We start from the raw sequence: 16209 nt of genomic DNA, 5'->3' as shown, positions 1-16209 counted from the left end.
CCGCTTCGGTCGGTGGTGGTCTTGGGGCAACCCTGCTTGCGGCAGGCGCGGGGGATACGGGGTGGCATGTGCTGCCCTCCATAAAGCAAAAAACCACCCGGAGGTGGTTGGTTGTCAGATGCTAAGCGTGACCTTTTATACCATTTTGATGATGGCGAAAACCTTAGCCCAAACAATACAAAAATAATAGAACGAGACAGCAAGTCCAGTACCTAATAGTATAATGAGCAGCCAATTAAATTGTGTATTGCGTGCCTTTAATTCTCGGTATGCAGCTATCAATCCAATCAATAAAGCAACCGTTAGCACGGTAATCGCAGGTACCATAAGAACATAAATAATCAGAATCATTATCATACCCAAACTCCTTTTGTTCATTAATCTTATTGAAGTTTCAGTCTACTTTATACTTAGGCTACTGTCAGTGCCCTAAATATGGGCAATGTCCGATAATCGGACTTTGGTCTCTACTGCATAGCTATCACGACTCAATGAATCATGATGGCAAGGCAGGCCGTCTCTCCGGCTGTCACATCATTTTTTCTGCCTACAGCGGATGTTGCTGATAATGATCCGTCCTACACGGTGGCATGGGTTATTTTTGATTCTGTCGGTACGCTCGATGCAAAGGGAACAGGTCTCAGCTAATACCGTCAGACGGCGATAACCCGACGCAAATAAAAATGCCACCAGTCCGTGTGCGTTGGGTACGCGGTAGGAATGAAGTGGCAGCATGCGTTATCCGTATTCCTTCAACCACTCAAGGAATGGGCAAAGAAATATTGACTTTAGTTTCAGGCGTTAACTAATTGTTAAGCATTATTCGTTTATTGTTGGGTAGAGTCTACGATTATTAGGCTTATCAAACTTTTGATAATGACGTTACAAGTGGAGAGTAAAATGAAAAAATTCATTCTTTTTTGCCTGTTGGCGGGTTCGGCTATTTTAGCTCCAGTGCTAACTTATGCTGATTCTCCCAGCGCACCATTGAGTGGCCCTGTACGCGTTCTAACATCTACAGGGAAACATTTCGTATGCCCTTTTTTCCTTTGCCAAAACCCGTAATTCCAATTCCCCCTTATATTCCACCGGCAAATTAGCCAAATTGAACATACTATAAAACCGAGTAGGACGGTTCATTCCTGCCGTCCTCTCATGACTCACCCACACTGCGCCCTAACCTATTCCTGCCACCCCAGTATCATTGGCTCTGAGGGGGCAATCAGTCAGAATGTGGTTGGTTTAGCCACGGCACGAACCCAGCACATGATCCCTTTTTGTAGGTCAGTACGACCTTCGAGCAACCAACGCATATCAACATCAGTATTGGGTTTTACAAGGTGATCATAAAGCTGACCTATTTCCTCACCCAGTGCCTTAATCTTGTTCATGCAATCAATTTCATCTTGGGTTAATTCACGATAGCCGGTGATTTTACGGTGTTGGTTTTCCATTGTTTCCTCTGCATTCAGTATTCACGTAATCCCTCAATCCAAGGAACTGGCTTTCGAGGGTTTCAAGCTCTCCGAGGAGACGTACATAATCTTGTTCAGCGTCTTTCGCCAGTCTGGCGGGTCTTGAACTATCCACGCCGGAGGGGGCAGAGGTTTCATGCACGGGGCACTCGGCTTTGACGAACACGCGCTGAGTGTTAGTACGCAAATTGTCACTGAGCTGATCAATCTTAGATTTAGCATTGGCAAGTACCTTAAGACGTTTAACATCCTGTTCATGCAGGATATCAATGTGCGTGTTCTGGTCGTTGATACGGTCAGTCAGTTGCTGGATTTCATCGGACTGATAGTCGTTGGTGATTTTCTGTTTCACATACTCAGAACGGTAATAATAGGCCACCGCTGTCATCCCTATCAGAGCCATGATCGTGTAGTGGGTTGCGCTGAGTTTCATGACAAAAACATCTGTTGCTCAGATGCCCTGCGCTTAGTCAGCCCGTTCATCACCTTACCTGCCGCTTTATCCCATCGGGGAAACTCCGCCGCCGCACCTTTGTAGTCACCGGCATTGAGTTTCTTCAATAAAGTAGAACCGGAGAAGTTGCCGCTGCCGCAATTGAAGATAAAGGAACATAGGGCATCAAACTGACCTTGAGTCAGTGGCACCTTAACCCATCACTCCAGTGTGGCGTAAGCGAATGTGAGGTCATCGTGTAAAAAATCTTCGGCCTGCTGCTCTGTAATCACATCGCCTTTCTTAACACCTTTTGTATGCCCGTAGCCAATCGTCCACGGAATGCCTCCCGTCGCAGGATCGGGATAGGCTTTCAGTTTCAGGCCTTCCCATTGCTGAATAAATCTCAAACCGTTCTCGCTGATTTTCATCGTTGGTCACCTGTCACTCTGTTCCAGAAATATGTGAGGGCTATGCTTCCCATGGCGCCGGACATGCCCGCGCTGGCATAGGTCAGAAATAAACTCAGTCCCGCCTCAAGGCTGATAAAACCCCCTATCAATCCGGTAAAGCCTGAAATGGCGACCTGAGCAAAGGCCCCAAACCAACTCCAGCGGGTATTGTTAGTTTTTAAATCGATAAGGTAGCGGACTATTCCGCCCCAGGCTGAAAGCAGCAAAAGCAGCAGCCATTGATACAGTTCAAAGCTGCTTGGGTCTTTGTTTGGCATACGCATAATCCACCCCATTAGAACAATGGGCGTCCGTGGGGTGAGCTATGGTCGCCCCTGTGAGTTGAGTTAGTCGGAAAAGTTTAAAAATTAAACTGGATTGGATTTCATCATAAACAGCGATTCAATTGAGGTTGTTTTTGTTCCTGAGATACCGCTAACCACCTCGCGCGACCAAATGCAATTAAAATCATCGGGTGCGGTATATTCACTAACAAAGACCGTGCAACGGCGCGATAATTCACGAACCCAGTCCCAAAATTCAATTGAGTCAAATGAGTCTTGGTATCCTGTCGTATTGGCGTAGGGCGGATCACAATAAACGACCGCCCCCGTCGGTATATTTAATTCCCGGTAATCGCAACACTGCAATATTACGCCATCTAATTTAGTCAGCTGTCGCTGAATGTTGTTGCGAGCCTCTAATTGATGGTCACGAACCCGTGATTGAGTTTGTGTTACCCCCACGTACCCGTTAAACCATCGCCCCGCATAACTACAATTAAACCCCACCCAGCCTGTTAAATGCGGTATTTCAGTTTTATTGTTTTTTATTGCGTAATACTGCTCTCGTGATATTCGTCCCGGAGGTTCCCAGCCGGATAACAACGCCAACCACATTTCCATCAGATAGGCGTGGCTGTCAGCCGCAATAACGGTACCCGTGTGAGCATCATTTATGTGACTCACCATGTTCATGCCGCCAGCAAAGGGCTCAACATAAACTGTCTCTGTCGTTAAGTGCGCCAAGATGAAGGGCGCAACATATTTTGCGATACGGGATTTACTGCCCATGTATTTCACTGCTCCGCCTCCCGCTCTGTTGGTGCAGCCAGAAAATAAATAGATTCCGTTACCGGAATTCCGATATCGAATGAATATCAATCAGTTAGGAGTGCAGATACGAAAAAGGCCACGCATTGCGTGACCTTGAATTCAGGATGTAGATTTGGATGATTTATTTCCAGTTAAGGCAAAAAATCTTAATTTCGTCAGTTTGTTTCAGTATGGTGCCTACCTTTTGTGCATCATCATTTTCATAAAAAGCAGTGTACCAATAATTAGTGCCATCGTTAGTTGGGTAGGATGGTGGCACCACCGGAGCGCCAACATTATAGGACACCCCATCGACAGTTATATAAAGGGATTTTTTCGTTAAATTCAGCATATTCTGATAATTTTCTTGATTGGAAGATGTTTTCAGACGTAAGTTTCTGTAACCTTGCCGATCCTCCCAATAGAACATTAAAATGTTCTCAATATCTGTTTTATTCTGAATTTTAGTTAACGTACCGAAAGTGGATTCATTTGAAATTTTGTCTCCATGTATGGTCATATACCCCCAATCTTGGCCAGGAGCCCCAGTGTCAGAAGTACCTCCGTACTTACTGGTTCCCAGTTTTAGCCTAAAAGCCAGCATACAATCCATAGAAACCCAATCACAAGCCACCATATCTTCCTGCTCAGGCGTCCAAGGTAAGATGTTTCCATCTTTATCCAGCCACTGAAGATAGATAACGCTACCTGAATCATCGTATTTAGGCATAAGGTATATATTAGAATCCCAGTCGCTACGCCTTACTGGTTTATTCAAATACACTTGAATCACCGCCCACGGGAAAGAACCCACAGGTGCTACATCGTCAACTTCAATATCAATACTTTTCTTATATTTGTATTGATCAGGATTAAATGAGCATTTTTTATTATCCGGCTTATTAACTTCAGACATAAATCCCTCACTTTATTATTCGTTAAAGGTCATTTCATCCTACTGCTAAATTGCCAGTTAATCTTACTTAGGTCGGATTTTTATCTCAATTGAATAACCAATTGCAGAATTAATACGCCTTAAAATAGGGTGGCGTATTATAAAATCTGTCTATTAGTCGAGTGCTTGATTCAGTAAGTTGTATATTTGAAGTTTGGTGCTGGCAGAAAACTTATTTCCCGTTCGGCATCTTTCTTGCTGCCCAGTAACGATCATGTTCTTCCGGTGTCGCACTCTGATCTTCGAAAGCATCGCCCATTTTCAAGCCATCCGGCAAAAGTGCCCAGGCGACATAAAAGTACCGAGGCTCAAACTCCTCACCTATCCATCGGTAGATACCGCTGTATTCTCCATCCCAGAAGTTGACATAACCAATGTGCCAGCCATCGCAAGGATTCAAGACCAGCACCTCTTTGCCGTTCATATCCGGCGTGGGTTGTTCAGATGCAGGACGGATAACTAAAAATTCGGTGATTAGTGCAGACATTCATTCCCCCCAGAAATGAAAAAGGCTCAGATAGTAACTATTGTCTGAGAACGCGGAACATGGGTTATCTATGGTTAGCAAACGGGGCGTTCTCTTTTTCGCTGAAGATCAGGTTAACATGGGGATTTTTAAATCCTTCATTGTTTTCTCAGCAAAAGCCACGGCTCTGTCATTAAACGCTTTCAAGGTAACTTCATCCGTCACAAAGTCTTCTGAATACTCAAATGAGACCTTCAAGCCATGTACATCACTGATACCGGCAACAACAACTTTAGCTGTCAATGTATTAATGATAGCTACCCTAAAATCACCGTTACCTTCTTTTGCTAGTTCGAGCTTAGCTTTGTCAATCCGGTTAGATTTTTGTGGCATGGCGACTTCAATATTCATCATTCACCTCACTAGTGAGTTTATAGGATGCCAGCCGCAATAGAAGCTACTGAGGTTCTGTGAGTGATTGCGGTGGCAAAATTGGTTAATGATCTATAGTCACTTCTTATTTTCGCCCCTCAAATGAGGGAGAAAAAACGGAAATTGACTACAAAAAGACTACCCTAGAACGTTTGAGATATTACTCATACCAATTACAGTAGAAGCGGAATGTTTTATCTGATTGTTTTAAAAGACTACCGATTTTTTCAGCATCTTCACCACGGTAAGTAAACCAATTAGTAAAATCAATTTTTGACCATCTTAAACAATTTCCAAGATTATATGTTTCCCCATTAACTGTAATTATTAATTTTCTTTTTCGAAGATCCTGAAAGAGGGGTGTGTCACGAATCTCAGGTATAAGATTTACACTGAACTGATCTCCATGCTCTTTCTTCTCATCAGGGTCGTTATAATGATCACTAATAGTCCATGTAGCTCCCCCTATATTTGCGAGCTCCAGATTATTTTCAATCATAATTGGTGGTTTTTCATCAACGTGTAATGCTCCCCATCGAGTTTTTTCATCTCTAACAGGAGTTATATCAAAGACCACAGTGTAAGGTTTTGATTTCAGTTCCGGCTCTTGTTTTACTTCTGGTTCTGGTTTCGTATCAGGTTCTGGCTTTACCTTATCCTCAAAAAATTTCCAGTCACATGCCATCATATCTTCTTGCGTTGGTTGCCATGGAACAAAATTACCATGCTCATTGCGCAGATCGATATGCGTCAGATAATCGTACTGAGTCCCAACCGCGACACCATCAACCGCATAAGCGCTGCCTTCTTCCACAGTTAAATCATTTACTCGTGGAGTGATAGCCAGATACATCCCTTTGCCACCCCAGACAGAACGGGCAACACGTTTGCGTAGTTTTAATTGAATCAACGCCCAAGAGAATGAACCCACCGGTGCAATAAAGCAGTCACATTGATAGTGTTTTGGGTCAAATGGACATTCATGTTCAGGCTTAATAAATTCAGACATATTATTTCCTTATATTTATAAATAATGGGAAGTTAAATTTAATATTTAATTTTCGCCTGCTGTTAAACAGGATGAATATATTAATAAATCCTTATGATTGAATATATCGATTAGCCTTGTGTGGTCATTTCTACAATCCACTGAAATCAATTTCATTTATTTATGAATAATTTGATTTCTTGTTCCGTCTGCTTAAACCGTTCTTCTTCCAGTTCAACGCCCAGCACACGACGATTGAGTTTTAACGCCGCTTTCAGTGTCGACCCAGACCCCATAAATAAATCGGCCACCAGATCCCCTTCGCGGCTGCTGGACTGGATAATATGCGTCATGAGGTCAGCCGGCTTTTCGCAAGGATGTTTGCCCGGATAATACTGAACAGGTGAAAAATGCCAGACATCGGTATAAGGCACTTCTACCGTGACCGAGAACGAACGGCGCAACAAACCGTATTCCTGCCGCAATTCTTCATACTGGCGTGACAAGGTAAGGTTCGATTCCACCAGCTCACGATAGGGTTTGTTTAATTCTCCACGTTGGTGCTTTTCTTCAGCGACACATTCAAACAATACCTGCAGCTTTTTATAATCCCCTTCATTGGGTAACTGCCACTGGCTGTCGCTGAACCAATGACTGGCCATCTGCTTCCCAGTGGCGGCGTGAATGTCTTTTGCCGTGATACCTAACGTTTTCCGTGCATCACGAAAATAATCGATTAGTGGTTTAAACACCGACTGTTTCAGTTCCCGGCATTGTTTGAAATAGCCATTGCCTTTTGGGTGATAGGGACCTTGGTAATGTTCAGCAAAGATGATCCTTTCTGTTGCCGGAAAATACATTCTCAGGCTTTCTTTATTCTGCCTGCGCCACGGGCCAGACGGTTTCGCCCAGATAATATGGTTCAGCACGTTAAACCGTTCCCGCACCAGCAGCTCAGTATCAGAGGCCAGACGCGAACCACAAAACATATACAGACTGCCGTTAGGTTTCAATACCCGCCAGAATTCAGACAGTAGTTCATCCAGCCACGCAAGGTAGGCCGTGACGTCCTCCCACTGGTTATCCCAGCTGCAGTCTTTCACACGAAAGTACGGCGGGTCAGTGGCGATTAAGTCGATGCAGTTATCCGGCAGAGTTTTGATAAATTTTAGAGAGTCGTCGTTGACTAATGTGATAGGGCGAACATCCATCCGCTTTTTTCCTCTCGACGCTGGCTTGCTCTCTGGAAGCACAGGATGAAAGGCTGACGTTATTCAATCCACCAGCCGTTCATTTCACCGCTTAAGAAACTGCCCCATCAGGGGCAACGCTTAAAAAAGGTGTCGTTGTCCCGGCTTTCCATCAGGCCAGCCAGACAAAATTGAGTTAACAGTAATTGGCAACGTGGCGCTGATAGCCCCGTCAGGGTAGAAATATCTGAAACAGAAGCCCAGTCATACAGGGGGGCTGTTTCCAAAACACAGGCGGCTGTTGTTGTCATATCTTCATGTTTTAGCATGATAATTTTAACCTTTTGGTCAGTTAATCGGCATGAACACACATGTAACTCTGACCAATGGCAACAGCAAGTCTTATTCTTAATTTCAGGCAATAAAAAACCCACCTATTAAGTGGGTTAATTTATTACTTACAATTCTGGCAAGATATCAGAATTGATTAAAATATGGCTGATTTCGGACACTTTTGCAAGTTTTATAGATCATGGTTTGATTTTTGTTCAATTCTTAATCTGGTAATATCTTGAAGTGCTTCTCTATCCATGGTTTCGCATAACTCTACCAAGGCGCTCCAATGTGCCGCATAATTATTTTTCCAATTGTATAAACTCACCCCAGCCAAGCCAGCCAATTCTGATCTGGTATAAGAGCAGAAACTCTCTGAACGATACGCCTTAACACATTGCTGAACGGCCAACCATACCAATCCTTTTAATCTCGTGCTCACTTTGATTGACAACCTTCGGGCTGCTTGCCCTGCCAGAAAGCCTCCCCAAAGATATTCGCATATTTCAACCTGATAGCGATAATCCAGGGAATGTGCATAACAGTACAACACCCATGCCAGTTTGGGTTTATCCATCGCCAGTACTGCCCGCCGCCACGAACTCAAACTGTATGTTATCGGGTTAATAGGCGGTTTGGGCTGTTTTCTCATTCGTGTTTCAGGACAAAAAACCGGATCAGTATCCCGTACCACCCAGTAATTTCCCACCCTGATTCGGGTTTTATTGCGCTTGTAGTGATCTGTGCATGTCAGTGGAGAGTCTTCAAATGCGGCCAATTGTCCCTTGGTTTCACCGGCCATATCCGCCAGCGCGGGAATAATCTGAGTACGCACGTACTGCAAATCATGCGAGTACCATTTTATCATTATTTGATTGCCCCTATCCCCAGTGATCTGTCCAAAAAACGAAATAATAAATCCACTTGGCTGCCGTGTTTCTCTTCCCATGCCAGCCTGTCCCGATGTAGTTCGTCATGACATTCCCGGCAAAGTGGCAGGCAGAACAAATCATGTGCCTTAGTGCCCATTCCGCCCTGCCCATGACCGATAATGTGGTGGGGATCATCGGCAGGACGCTGACAGGCCGCACAGGGCTGGGATTTAACCCATTGCAACCATGGGGTATTGCGCCACCGTTTTAATTTTGGCAAACGCATAAAGCTACTGGGCGGCTCAGCGTCAACCTCTACCGCCAGTACATTTTTAACCTGATCCACGCGCTCATTAACAATATCCTGTGAAGTCAGGGTCTCCCATCGGATATCGTGCTCGCTGGTGGTGCTTTCAATTTTTTCTCCATGGTCATCTGCCCGCTGCAGGGCGCGATGACTGATAAGTGACGGGAGCAAATTCGTCACCCGATGAATGACCGCCCAACTGAACAATTCCGGCCACGTTACCTGATGGTGGGCAGGCAAGCGGAAATAACTGATCACGTTATACAGCACCCATTGAGACAGGTTTTGTTCTGCGGCGCCCTGTATGCGATCTGAGCCGTCCCGGCACTGGTTATCATGATGCCAACATGTTCTGACAACACTGTTATTGTGTTCTGTTATTGTCAGTAGATGATGATGATAACCCTCCTCATCCTCCGCCTGACAGAATGAGATAGTTTGGGTGATATAGTGCTTCATCGCTTCCAATCCACCAGCAGCTTTGATGACACGTTCATGCTGAAAAAATGGCTGTAAACGCTCATCCGCTGCCAGCCATTGCCCCTCCGCTACTTTCCCTGAAGGCGCAGACTTGAGCGTAGCAGGCTCAGGCGTGAGCAACATCCTGCCATAAAACCCATTCAGGAGCTGGCGACCCGGCTTAAAGACCACCAGCCCCAGATCACGGACAATGTGTGGGGTCAGTAAATAATTCATGCCATGCACCCCACTTTGTATTCCGCCCACAACCCCGCCACCCAGCGAATTCCCTTCGTGGTAAACCGTGATTGCGTGAACGCATGAGCATTAGTGATATTTGCGCCTGTCTTCACTTCAAACCGTTTTGCATCGATGTGATTCTGGTAGGGCATCATCGTGCCATTCAATCGATACATGATCCGCCTGTCCAACAGGAACCCGCGAAACTCCGGTTCTTTTGCCTCAATCAGCTTGCAAACCTGCCGAAATGTCATTGACCCACGCGCATCCACATACCGATCAACAAACGCCACTTTTGGGGCGGCATCTGCTAATTGTGATTCCAACGCCTGATTGTGCTCTGCTAAATCTGCCGCTAACCGCAATGCGTCAGGCAGCGTTTGGGGGATATGAGAAATTTGGTGCTGTTCCAGTGCCTGCCAGCGATCTACCAGCCGAGCAGTAAATTCAGGGGATAACTGTGCAACCACCACGTAACTGTCACGTTTGCCTATCCGGTATTCATAAGTGGTCTGATTTTGGTGATTTTTGACTTCCACCATTGGTGGGCGTTGAATAATTGCACGCTCTGCCAGCCGTTCGACGGCTCGTTTAACTGAATCATGCCGGGACTCAACCAGGTCCGCAATTTCCCTACTCGACATGGTTAATCTGTGCATCATTAAATTTGACATGCCGTCCCCCTTTCCATCCGCCATTTCACCTGTGACAGAGACGCCTTGCCTTTAGCAATTAACTCATCCCTGTCGATATAACTGATGGATGTCCCTTGCCACTGCTTATCCAGCACAACAACCGCCCCCGCAAAGAAAGCCCCTGTTGGTACCTGTTTTTCATCCGCCGGTACAAACCATGTTGGTAAATCGAATCCTATGCGCCCACGAATAAACGCCACATGATCCGCCTGCTCAGGCCACCATGTTTCACTGGTCGCAGCCTTAATCAGAAAAACATAACGGCCAAATTTTGCTCGCATTGCCCGTGCGTGATTCATGATATGTGTCATGCCGGTGATATGCTGTCCCGCCTGTTGTTTTGCCCGGCTGTAAGGTGGGTTGGCAAACGCAGCGCCACAACCCAGCTCTTTCAGCTTTTCAGACCAGTCCCGTGTCAGTGCGTTATCTTCTGCCGTGTAAAAATTCGAACATTTGGCATTATGGCCATCGCTGAACAAATCAAGTACCAATGGGCCGAATATGGCATTAATGCCCCAGAAAATCTCATCAGGCGTACACCACTGATCGCCAATATCAGCCAGTTTGTGGGTGGATTGCTCTTTCAGTGCCTGTAACAGTTGTAAGTAGACGCTAGAATCCACCATTAGATAATTCCCTCCCCCTGATCGGGGCTTCCCCCAACAACCCGAAATCCCGATGGCAGATCTTCTCTCGCAATCTGTTCTGCGGCCTGCTTCCAAATCCCACGCCAAGCAGCCAGTCCAGTCACCTCACTCATGCGACCCACTCCCGCTTTACGTGCCAATTGTGCCGCCCGTTCCTGAATACGGTTTGCCGGGGTCCAGCCTGTTGAAAATAGCTGTCTGAATGTGGCGTCACGCTCCACGGTATCGATGACGGTGTCTGTTTCTCCGGCTTTCAGCCAGCGGCCGTTAACATATGGCGGACGCCCTGCCTGGCACCATTTGCGGGCCTTATCGAAATATTCCGCACAATTTTCCGGGCTAAACAGGGTTTTCGGGCGCAGGTAATCCCGCATTTTGCCATCATTTGCCCATTTGGCAGTCAGGTAGTCGGTGATCAATGTTAGATCTTCTGGAGCATAATCTTCACTCAGTCGAGCGCGGATATATCCCACCGTAGTTTTACCGTCACGGTAGCTGGAATTAGTAACCTGATTGAAATAATTCAATACCTGTCGAGCGGCGTCGGGTTCCTCGGGAACCTGACAAGAAGAGTTAGTCTCTGTTGTATTCTCTGAAGTAATCTCTGTTGTATTCTCTGTAAGATCAGGCCAATTTGACCCGTTCAGAGTGGCGCATTCTGACCCGTTTGACTGTTTCAATTTGCGCTTATCGATAGGGTCATTTTGACCTTTTCGATTATTTGGTTTTGGATTGTTCGAAGGGGTCATTTTGACCTCATCGTTCAATAACGCATGTTCATAATTTATCGAATAGTAATTCGTACGGTCGTGGTTAGATTTATTAATTTGTTCAATGCATAGCACGCCCATTTTTTTTAAATTAGCAAACGCACGCTTAATGGTGGATTCGGAAAAAAACGGGAATTGCTCCTGCCATTTCTCAATGGTGTTATAGATCCAGCGGCGACCATTTGCCTCAATGCCGGACGCGGTTTCAATCAGCCAGTATTGAATCTGCTGTAAAACAATAGCCTCATTCAACCCGAGGCGCACCGCCAGTTCAGGAATGACCACCAGTGGACGATTTTTTAACAATAACAAACTCATACCATCCCCTCACTCATCCATACGGGTGTATTTTTCTTTGAAGTGCCGCAACGGTTCCACGCACGGATGCTCATAGCCTTTTCGCATAAAAACGACCCACCGACGTTCAACATCCCAGCCAATGACATGAACTTCGATACCGCGCTTATCACGATAACGGCGATCCAGTTTTTTAATGTTCTCATTGCCCATGACCCCGTTTCCTGTATTCACCCGCAGCCCACTGAGTAAATCCGTGGTTGGTCGGCGCCCACTTACCCAGTATCCTGATTTCATAGCAGAACGGTGTGGTGGCATCACCCGGTGTGAAGCGGCAACGAATTTGCGCAATACCCTGATTTTTGGTTACACTGCTCATGCGTTAATTACTCCACACAATGTTTTTGACGCGCCGACGCCTCAGACCGCGAATCTGGGGCGTCAACTTTTTCAGGCGGGCAGAAATAGCGATATGACAGACTCAGATATTCTAATGTCAGCACTTGTAACCGTTCGCCGATGTAATTCAGCTCTTCCCGTTCCTGCTGATCAATCACGCCATCGGCGGTAAATTCATTCCAGCGCTGCGCCAGCTCACCCATCTTTCCAACCAATTCATTGAACTTGGTGGTAATATCTTCCCTGTCCACCTCCACCGCCGGCGACGGAACAAACACACCACCAGCCCGTCGTGCCATTTCTTCCACCAGCAATGGTTCCCCACAGGCGTTTTGAATGACTTCAGCAAACCCGACAGGAAAGAGCTGATCCCCCTCGGGGCGCAGACGGTTGTAGACTGAATTCTCAGTAATCCCCAGCCACTCAGACGCTTCTTTGTAACCCCCGTTGAGTTGGGTGATCATCTTTTTCACAACCCGCGAATACCACACGGGTTGTTTTTCTATCTGCCAGTTTTTCATCCCACAACTCCCCTTGTTCTTCTGTGGTTTATTTATTTCAGTTTTCGACTACTCTTTTGTTTACTTGGATCTGCACTTTTTCATACAGATCCGTCCTGTATTTCAGCTTTCCCCTAGTGCGCAGTTCTGCTTCTAACGCTCTGGATTTAGGGATGAGGCCACCAGCTCGCCTCTTCCACATAGAAACTGCCTCTGGAGTCACTCCATAAAATTCGGCAGTTTTTTTGATTGTGCCGAAGTGGCACACGATTTCATCGACAGTCATACGAGCTCCTATATCTAAACAAACTTAGATACTAAATCCTAATTTCATTTAGATCAATAGAAGCTAAAATTACTTAGTTAATTTTTTTATCGGGCATTGTATGAATGACACATCTTTGGGTATTCGAATAAAGCATCTGAGAAAACAGCGAAAACTCACCCAAGTGGATTTGGGGAAATCCATAGGGGTTTCAGGTGTAACTGTTGGCTATTGGGAGAAAGATCTGAACGAACCCAAAGGTAAGGCGTTGAGCAAATTAGCCAAGGTTCTGAATACAACTGAAAATTATCTTCTATATGGTATTGAAGACTCAACTATCCCATTGATTTCCATGCAGCAGGCAAATGAGGTGCCTTTGTTTACGATTTGGGATGACGCCCTTCGGTATGTAAATTCGAAAGGAGTCCCTATCATGAATAACAAAACACAAACAATTATCTCTTTTGTCAATGTCTCCCCAGATTCATTTGCACTGCGCATGCCAAATGACTCAATGAATACCTCTAATGGAGGGGGGATACCAGCGGGTGCTATTGTTGTTTTCGACCCCAAATTAAAGCCAACAGAAGGGAAAGTAGTTTTAGCTCAAATCACTGACGGCGAAAAAAAACATTTAATCATCAAAAAATTAGTTATAGATGGTTCACAGCAATACTTAATGCCATTAAATACTCAGTACCAGAGTACCCTTGTCGATGAGCAGTGCACAATTTTGGCTGTTGCATGCAGCGTCCAATATGAGATTTAAATAACAGTAATGCCCGTCATTGGCGGGCGTTACCTTCCCCGTTCTCCTTTCTATGTAAATTTCACTGCTTCATAAAAATTATTATTAACAATTACATAACCAAAAATCCTCTTTCCTAATCGAAAAAAATCCCACAAAAATAAATTTTCTTATATTATTCTCTTGCATTTAAAACTAAGTTAACTTAGATTTAAATCATCAAGTGACCCAAATCAAAACCATGAACACCAAGGAAGGATTGCTGTAATTTGCGGCTAACCGATTCTTCATCAGCCAACACCAGGAGGAGCGAAGATAATGTTCTGATTGGTCAGCCGCACTTTTTTAGCACTTATAGATAAGGTCACTGGTTTGTTTTCTTTAGGTAGGTCGGGTAGCTGGTGGCCTTATCTATAAGTGTGGAGTAACCAAAAACTGTGTGGAGTAATAACCATAACCAACGGAGGTTAACATGAGTGAAAATAGAAAAACCGTGGTACCCGATTTTTTATCCGAGTTAGACGCGGGTGTTTTCGAAAATAAACTATCAGCATCATTAAATGCAGTTGCGCTGGGCGTAATAAACAATGGCAGTAAAGGTAAAATTATTATTGAGATGGATATCTCTCGCCTGAACAACTCCATCGAAGAAAAGCGCGTCATGATATCTCATAAATTGAAATTCACTTCGCCAACACCTCGCGGTAAATCCTCAGAAGAGGATACCACTGAAACACCAATGTATGTGGGTAAAGGCGGTAAATTAACAGTTATGCAGGAAGATCAGGGGCAATTATTTTCCCTTAACGGAGATCCGAACCGAAAATTAAAAACAGCAAACTGATTTCAGCTATTTATATTTTAATTTCAATATTAATTAATACTCAAAATAAAGAGTGGAGGATTTCATGTCTCAATTAGATAACACAGCTATTTCTCAAATTCAGGAAATGAGTATTGCTGCATCATCGTTGGATACAATTAAAAAAACCGATTTTGCTGCTGCTCTTATTCCTGAAAATTACAATATCGAAAGTCTGGAAGAGTTTAATAACTCTCGATATCGCTTTCGTGGCGAAATGAAAACGACCAGTATTGACGATTTTGTTAAATATTCTCTGAGTTATTCTGGTGAAGGCGTCCGGTGCTTTATTGATGCTGAGAAAATGCGGGCTGAAACTGTTTTTAACCTCGGTACCATTTCTCATCCTGGTCATGCAGACAATACTGCCAGCATTACGCTGAAGAAAACAGCCCCGTTCCGTGCTCTGTTGGATATTAATGCCCGCAAACAACGGCAAAAAGAGCTGGCTGAATGGCTGGAAGATTGGCATGAACATTTAATAGCGTTTGATTCTGATGGCAATGTGTTGGATATCAAAAAAGCCGTTGCTGCCATTCGTCGTATCACCATTGAAGCCACACAATCTCAAGATCATGAAGAACATGATTTCAGTGGAAAGCGCTCTGTTCTGGAAAGCGTTGAAGCCAAAAGCAAAGAGGTTATGCCTGCAGTATTTGAATTTAAGTGCATTCCTTATGATGGTCTGTCAGAACGTAGGTTTAAACTACGTTACAGCATCCTGACAGGTGATAATGTTCCTCAGTTAGTACTGCGCATTGTGCAATTAGAAGCTAAGGAAGAAGCTATCGCTGGAGAATTTCGCGATCTCCTGACGATTGAATTCCAAGATGCAAATATTGAAACATTTATCGGTAATTTCTCAGCCAAATAATAAATAGAAAATTAAGCGTCGTTATGTCGTTATTACGGCGCTTATTTAAAACTGTGTGGAGTAATTAATATATGTCTTGGTTAACTACGTATACAAAAAAGCATATATATCTTTCCAATATATCGGAATCTTCTATTTGCCTCGAAGATATTGCTCAGGGACTTTCTAATGAATGTCGATATGCTGGACAGATAGAGCAATTTTATTCTGTTGCAGAACATAGCGTTCTGGTGAGTAAATTAGTAAAGCCTGAGTTTGCATTAGAGGCGTTATTACACGATGCAACGGAGGCGTATTTAAAAGATCTTCCATCGCCATTAAAAGCCATATTGCCTGAATATCAAAAATTAGAAAAACGGTCATGTATTAAATAGTTAGTTGTTGTGATATGCTTCCCGCCTTTTAAGGGTAAAGCATGGCCAAAGCTGACGTCTATTGCCGTTATTGTCACAAATC

26 protein-coding genes and 1 pseudogene are annotated in these 16209 nt (G+C 44.5%); 7 read left to right on the top strand and 20 right to left on the bottom strand.

Translation table 11 applies throughout. The features are described from left to right. From Xhom_RS33320 to Xhom_RS39795, 3 genes are all read left to right on the top strand, one after another. A partial coding sequence (locus tag Xhom_RS33320) for a hypothetical protein (protein WP_211287889.1) occupies positions 1-187 on the top strand: 187 nt, incomplete at its 5' end. 311 nt (positions 188-498) lie between these two features. Further along, the gene (locus Xhom_RS30040; protein WP_157104630.1) at positions 499-648 is read left to right on the top strand and encodes a hypothetical protein; all 150 of its coding nucleotides are present in this window, start codon (positions 499-501) and stop codon (positions 646-648) included. 35 nt (positions 649-683) lie between these two features. Further along, positions 684-809 (top strand): hypothetical protein, encoded by a 126-nt coding sequence (locus Xhom_RS39795; protein ID WP_257784748.1) that lies wholly within the window; start codon positions 684-686, stop codon positions 807-809. 417 nt (positions 810-1226) lie between these two features. On the opposite strand, the gene Xhom_RS07185 is transcribed toward Xhom_RS39795, so the two are convergent. The 20 genes and pseudogenes from Xhom_RS07185 to Xhom_RS07095 all read right to left on the bottom strand — a co-directional run bounded on the left by Xhom_RS07185 (position 1227) and on the right by Xhom_RS07095 (position 13290). Continuing rightward, complete coding sequence (locus Xhom_RS07185) at positions 1227-1454, bottom strand: Acb2/Tad1 domain-containing protein (protein WP_069318032.1); 228 nt, start codon at positions 1452-1454, stop codon at positions 1227-1229. Beyond that, positions 1435-1908 carry a lysis protein gene (locus Xhom_RS07180; RefSeq protein ID WP_069318031.1) on the bottom strand — a complete coding sequence of 158 codons (474 nt, stop codon included), beginning with the start codon at positions 1906-1908 and terminating at the stop codon, positions 1435-1437. Before Xhom_RS07180 ends, Xhom_RS07185 begins: the two co-directional genes overlap by 20 nt. Beyond that, a pseudogene (locus Xhom_RS07175) lies at positions 1905-2339 on the bottom strand (lysozyme). The gene Xhom_RS07180 and the pseudogene Xhom_RS07175 overlap by 4 nt, the downstream one beginning before the upstream one ends. Then, positions 2336-2644, bottom strand: coding sequence for a phage holin family protein (locus tag Xhom_RS07170; RefSeq protein ID WP_069316231.1), 309 nt, complete (start codon positions 2642-2644; stop codon positions 2336-2338). Before Xhom_RS07170 ends, Xhom_RS07175 begins: the two are co-directional and overlap by 4 nt. 84 nt (positions 2645-2728) lie before the next feature. After that, a complete protein-coding gene (locus Xhom_RS07165; RefSeq protein WP_069318030.1) occupies positions 2729-3433 on the bottom strand; it encodes a DNA adenine methylase in 705 nt (234 codons plus the stop codon). A gap of 163 nt (positions 3434-3596) precedes the next feature. Further along, complete coding sequence (locus Xhom_RS07160; RefSeq protein ID WP_069318029.1) at positions 3597-4370, bottom strand: Thoeris anti-defense Tad2 family protein; 774 nt, start codon at positions 4368-4370, stop codon at positions 3597-3599. 211 nt (positions 4371-4581) lie between these two features. Next, positions 4582-4896: a hypothetical protein gene (locus Xhom_RS07155; protein ID WP_069318028.1), complete on the bottom strand. Its 315-nt coding sequence runs from the start codon at positions 4894-4896 to the stop codon at positions 4582-4584. 108 nt (positions 4897-5004) lie between these two features. Beyond that, positions 5005-5289 carry a hypothetical protein gene (locus Xhom_RS07150; protein WP_145957432.1) on the bottom strand — a complete coding sequence of 95 codons (285 nt, stop codon included), beginning with the start codon at positions 5287-5289 and terminating at the stop codon, positions 5005-5007. 178 nt (positions 5290-5467) lie between these two features. Further along, a complete protein-coding gene (locus Xhom_RS07145; protein WP_069318026.1) occupies positions 5468-6316 on the bottom strand; it encodes a DUF2829 domain-containing protein in 849 nt (282 codons plus the stop codon). Positions 6317-6468: 152 nt separating this feature from the next. After that, positions 6469-7506, bottom strand: a complete 1038-nt coding sequence (locus tag Xhom_RS07140) for a DNA-methyltransferase (protein ID WP_069318025.1) — start codon at positions 7504-7506, stop codon at positions 6469-6471. A gap of 107 nt (positions 7507-7613) precedes the next feature. After that, a complete protein-coding gene (locus tag Xhom_RS07135) occupies positions 7614-7814 on the bottom strand; it encodes a hypothetical protein (protein ID WP_069318024.1) in 201 nt (66 codons plus the stop codon). Between the two features lie 194 nt (positions 7815-8008). Further along, complete coding sequence (locus Xhom_RS07130) at positions 8009-8686, bottom strand: bacteriophage antitermination protein Q (protein ID WP_069318023.1); 678 nt, start codon at positions 8684-8686, stop codon at positions 8009-8011. Next, positions 8686-9693, bottom strand: a complete 1008-nt coding sequence (locus Xhom_RS07125) for a DUF968 domain-containing protein (RefSeq protein WP_069318022.1) — start codon at positions 9691-9693, stop codon at positions 8686-8688. Before Xhom_RS07125 ends, Xhom_RS07130 begins: the two co-directional genes overlap by 1 nt. Next, entirely contained in the window at positions 9690-10370 is a 681-nt protein-coding gene (locus Xhom_RS07120; RefSeq protein WP_069318021.1) for a phage antirepressor KilAC domain-containing protein, read from the bottom strand. Before Xhom_RS07120 ends, Xhom_RS07125 begins: the two co-directional genes overlap by 4 nt. After that, complete coding sequence (locus Xhom_RS07115; protein WP_069318020.1) at positions 10358-11017, bottom strand: phage N-6-adenine-methyltransferase; 660 nt, start codon at positions 11015-11017, stop codon at positions 10358-10360. Before Xhom_RS07115 ends, Xhom_RS07120 begins: the two co-directional genes overlap by 13 nt. After that, positions 11017-12126 carry a conserved phage C-terminal domain-containing protein gene (locus Xhom_RS07110; RefSeq protein WP_069318019.1) on the bottom strand — a complete coding sequence of 370 codons (1110 nt, stop codon included), beginning with the start codon at positions 12124-12126 and terminating at the stop codon, positions 11017-11019. Before Xhom_RS07110 ends, Xhom_RS07115 begins: the two co-directional genes overlap by 1 nt. 9 nt (positions 12127-12135) lie before the next feature. Beyond that, complete coding sequence (locus tag Xhom_RS07105; RefSeq protein WP_069318018.1) at positions 12136-12318, bottom strand: DUF4222 domain-containing protein; 183 nt, start codon at positions 12316-12318, stop codon at positions 12136-12138. After that, positions 12308-12484, bottom strand: a complete 177-nt coding sequence (locus Xhom_RS30035; RefSeq protein ID WP_157104629.1) for a hypothetical protein — start codon at positions 12482-12484, stop codon at positions 12308-12310. Before Xhom_RS30035 ends, Xhom_RS07105 begins: the two co-directional genes overlap by 11 nt. 7 nt (positions 12485-12491) lie before the next feature. Then, positions 12492-13025 (bottom strand): YmfL family putative regulatory protein, encoded by a 534-nt coding sequence (locus Xhom_RS07100; RefSeq protein ID WP_069318017.1) that lies wholly within the window; start codon positions 13023-13025, stop codon positions 12492-12494. 37 nt (positions 13026-13062) lie between these two features. Then, positions 13063-13290 carry a Cro/CI family transcriptional regulator gene (locus tag Xhom_RS07095; RefSeq protein ID WP_069318016.1) on the bottom strand — a complete coding sequence of 76 codons (228 nt, stop codon included), beginning with the start codon at positions 13288-13290 and terminating at the stop codon, positions 13063-13065. A gap of 100 nt (positions 13291-13390) precedes the next feature. On the opposite strand from Xhom_RS07095, the gene Xhom_RS07090 reads away from it, so the two are divergent. The 4 genes from Xhom_RS07090 (at position 13391) to Xhom_RS07075 (ending at position 16127) form a co-directional block, all read left to right on the top strand. Beyond that, positions 13391-14038 carry a S24 family peptidase gene (locus tag Xhom_RS07090; RefSeq protein ID WP_069318015.1) on the top strand — a complete coding sequence of 216 codons (648 nt, stop codon included), beginning with the start codon at positions 13391-13393 and terminating at the stop codon, positions 14036-14038. Positions 14039-14489: 451 nt separating this feature from the next. Further along, positions 14490-14861: a hypothetical protein gene (locus Xhom_RS07085; RefSeq protein WP_069318014.1), complete on the top strand. Its 372-nt coding sequence runs from the start codon at positions 14490-14492 to the stop codon at positions 14859-14861. A gap of 64 nt (positions 14862-14925) precedes the next feature. After that, the gene (locus tag Xhom_RS07080) at positions 14926-15753 is read left to right on the top strand and encodes a YfdQ family protein (protein ID WP_069318013.1); all 828 of its coding nucleotides are present in this window, start codon (positions 14926-14928) and stop codon (positions 15751-15753) included. 71 nt (positions 15754-15824) lie between these two features. Further along, positions 15825-16127 carry a hypothetical protein gene (locus Xhom_RS07075; protein ID WP_069318012.1) on the top strand — a complete coding sequence of 101 codons (303 nt, stop codon included), beginning with the start codon at positions 15825-15827 and terminating at the stop codon, positions 16125-16127. Positions 16128-16209: the final 82 nt, after the last annotated feature.

Source organism: Xenorhabdus hominickii, assembly GCF_002632725.1.
Taxonomy (GTDB): Bacteria; Pseudomonadota; Gammaproteobacteria; order Enterobacterales; family Enterobacteriaceae; genus Xenorhabdus; species Xenorhabdus hominickii.
The sequence above is the reverse complement of the archived record's forward strand: the minus strand, read 5'-3'. Positions and strand labels throughout refer to the sequence as shown.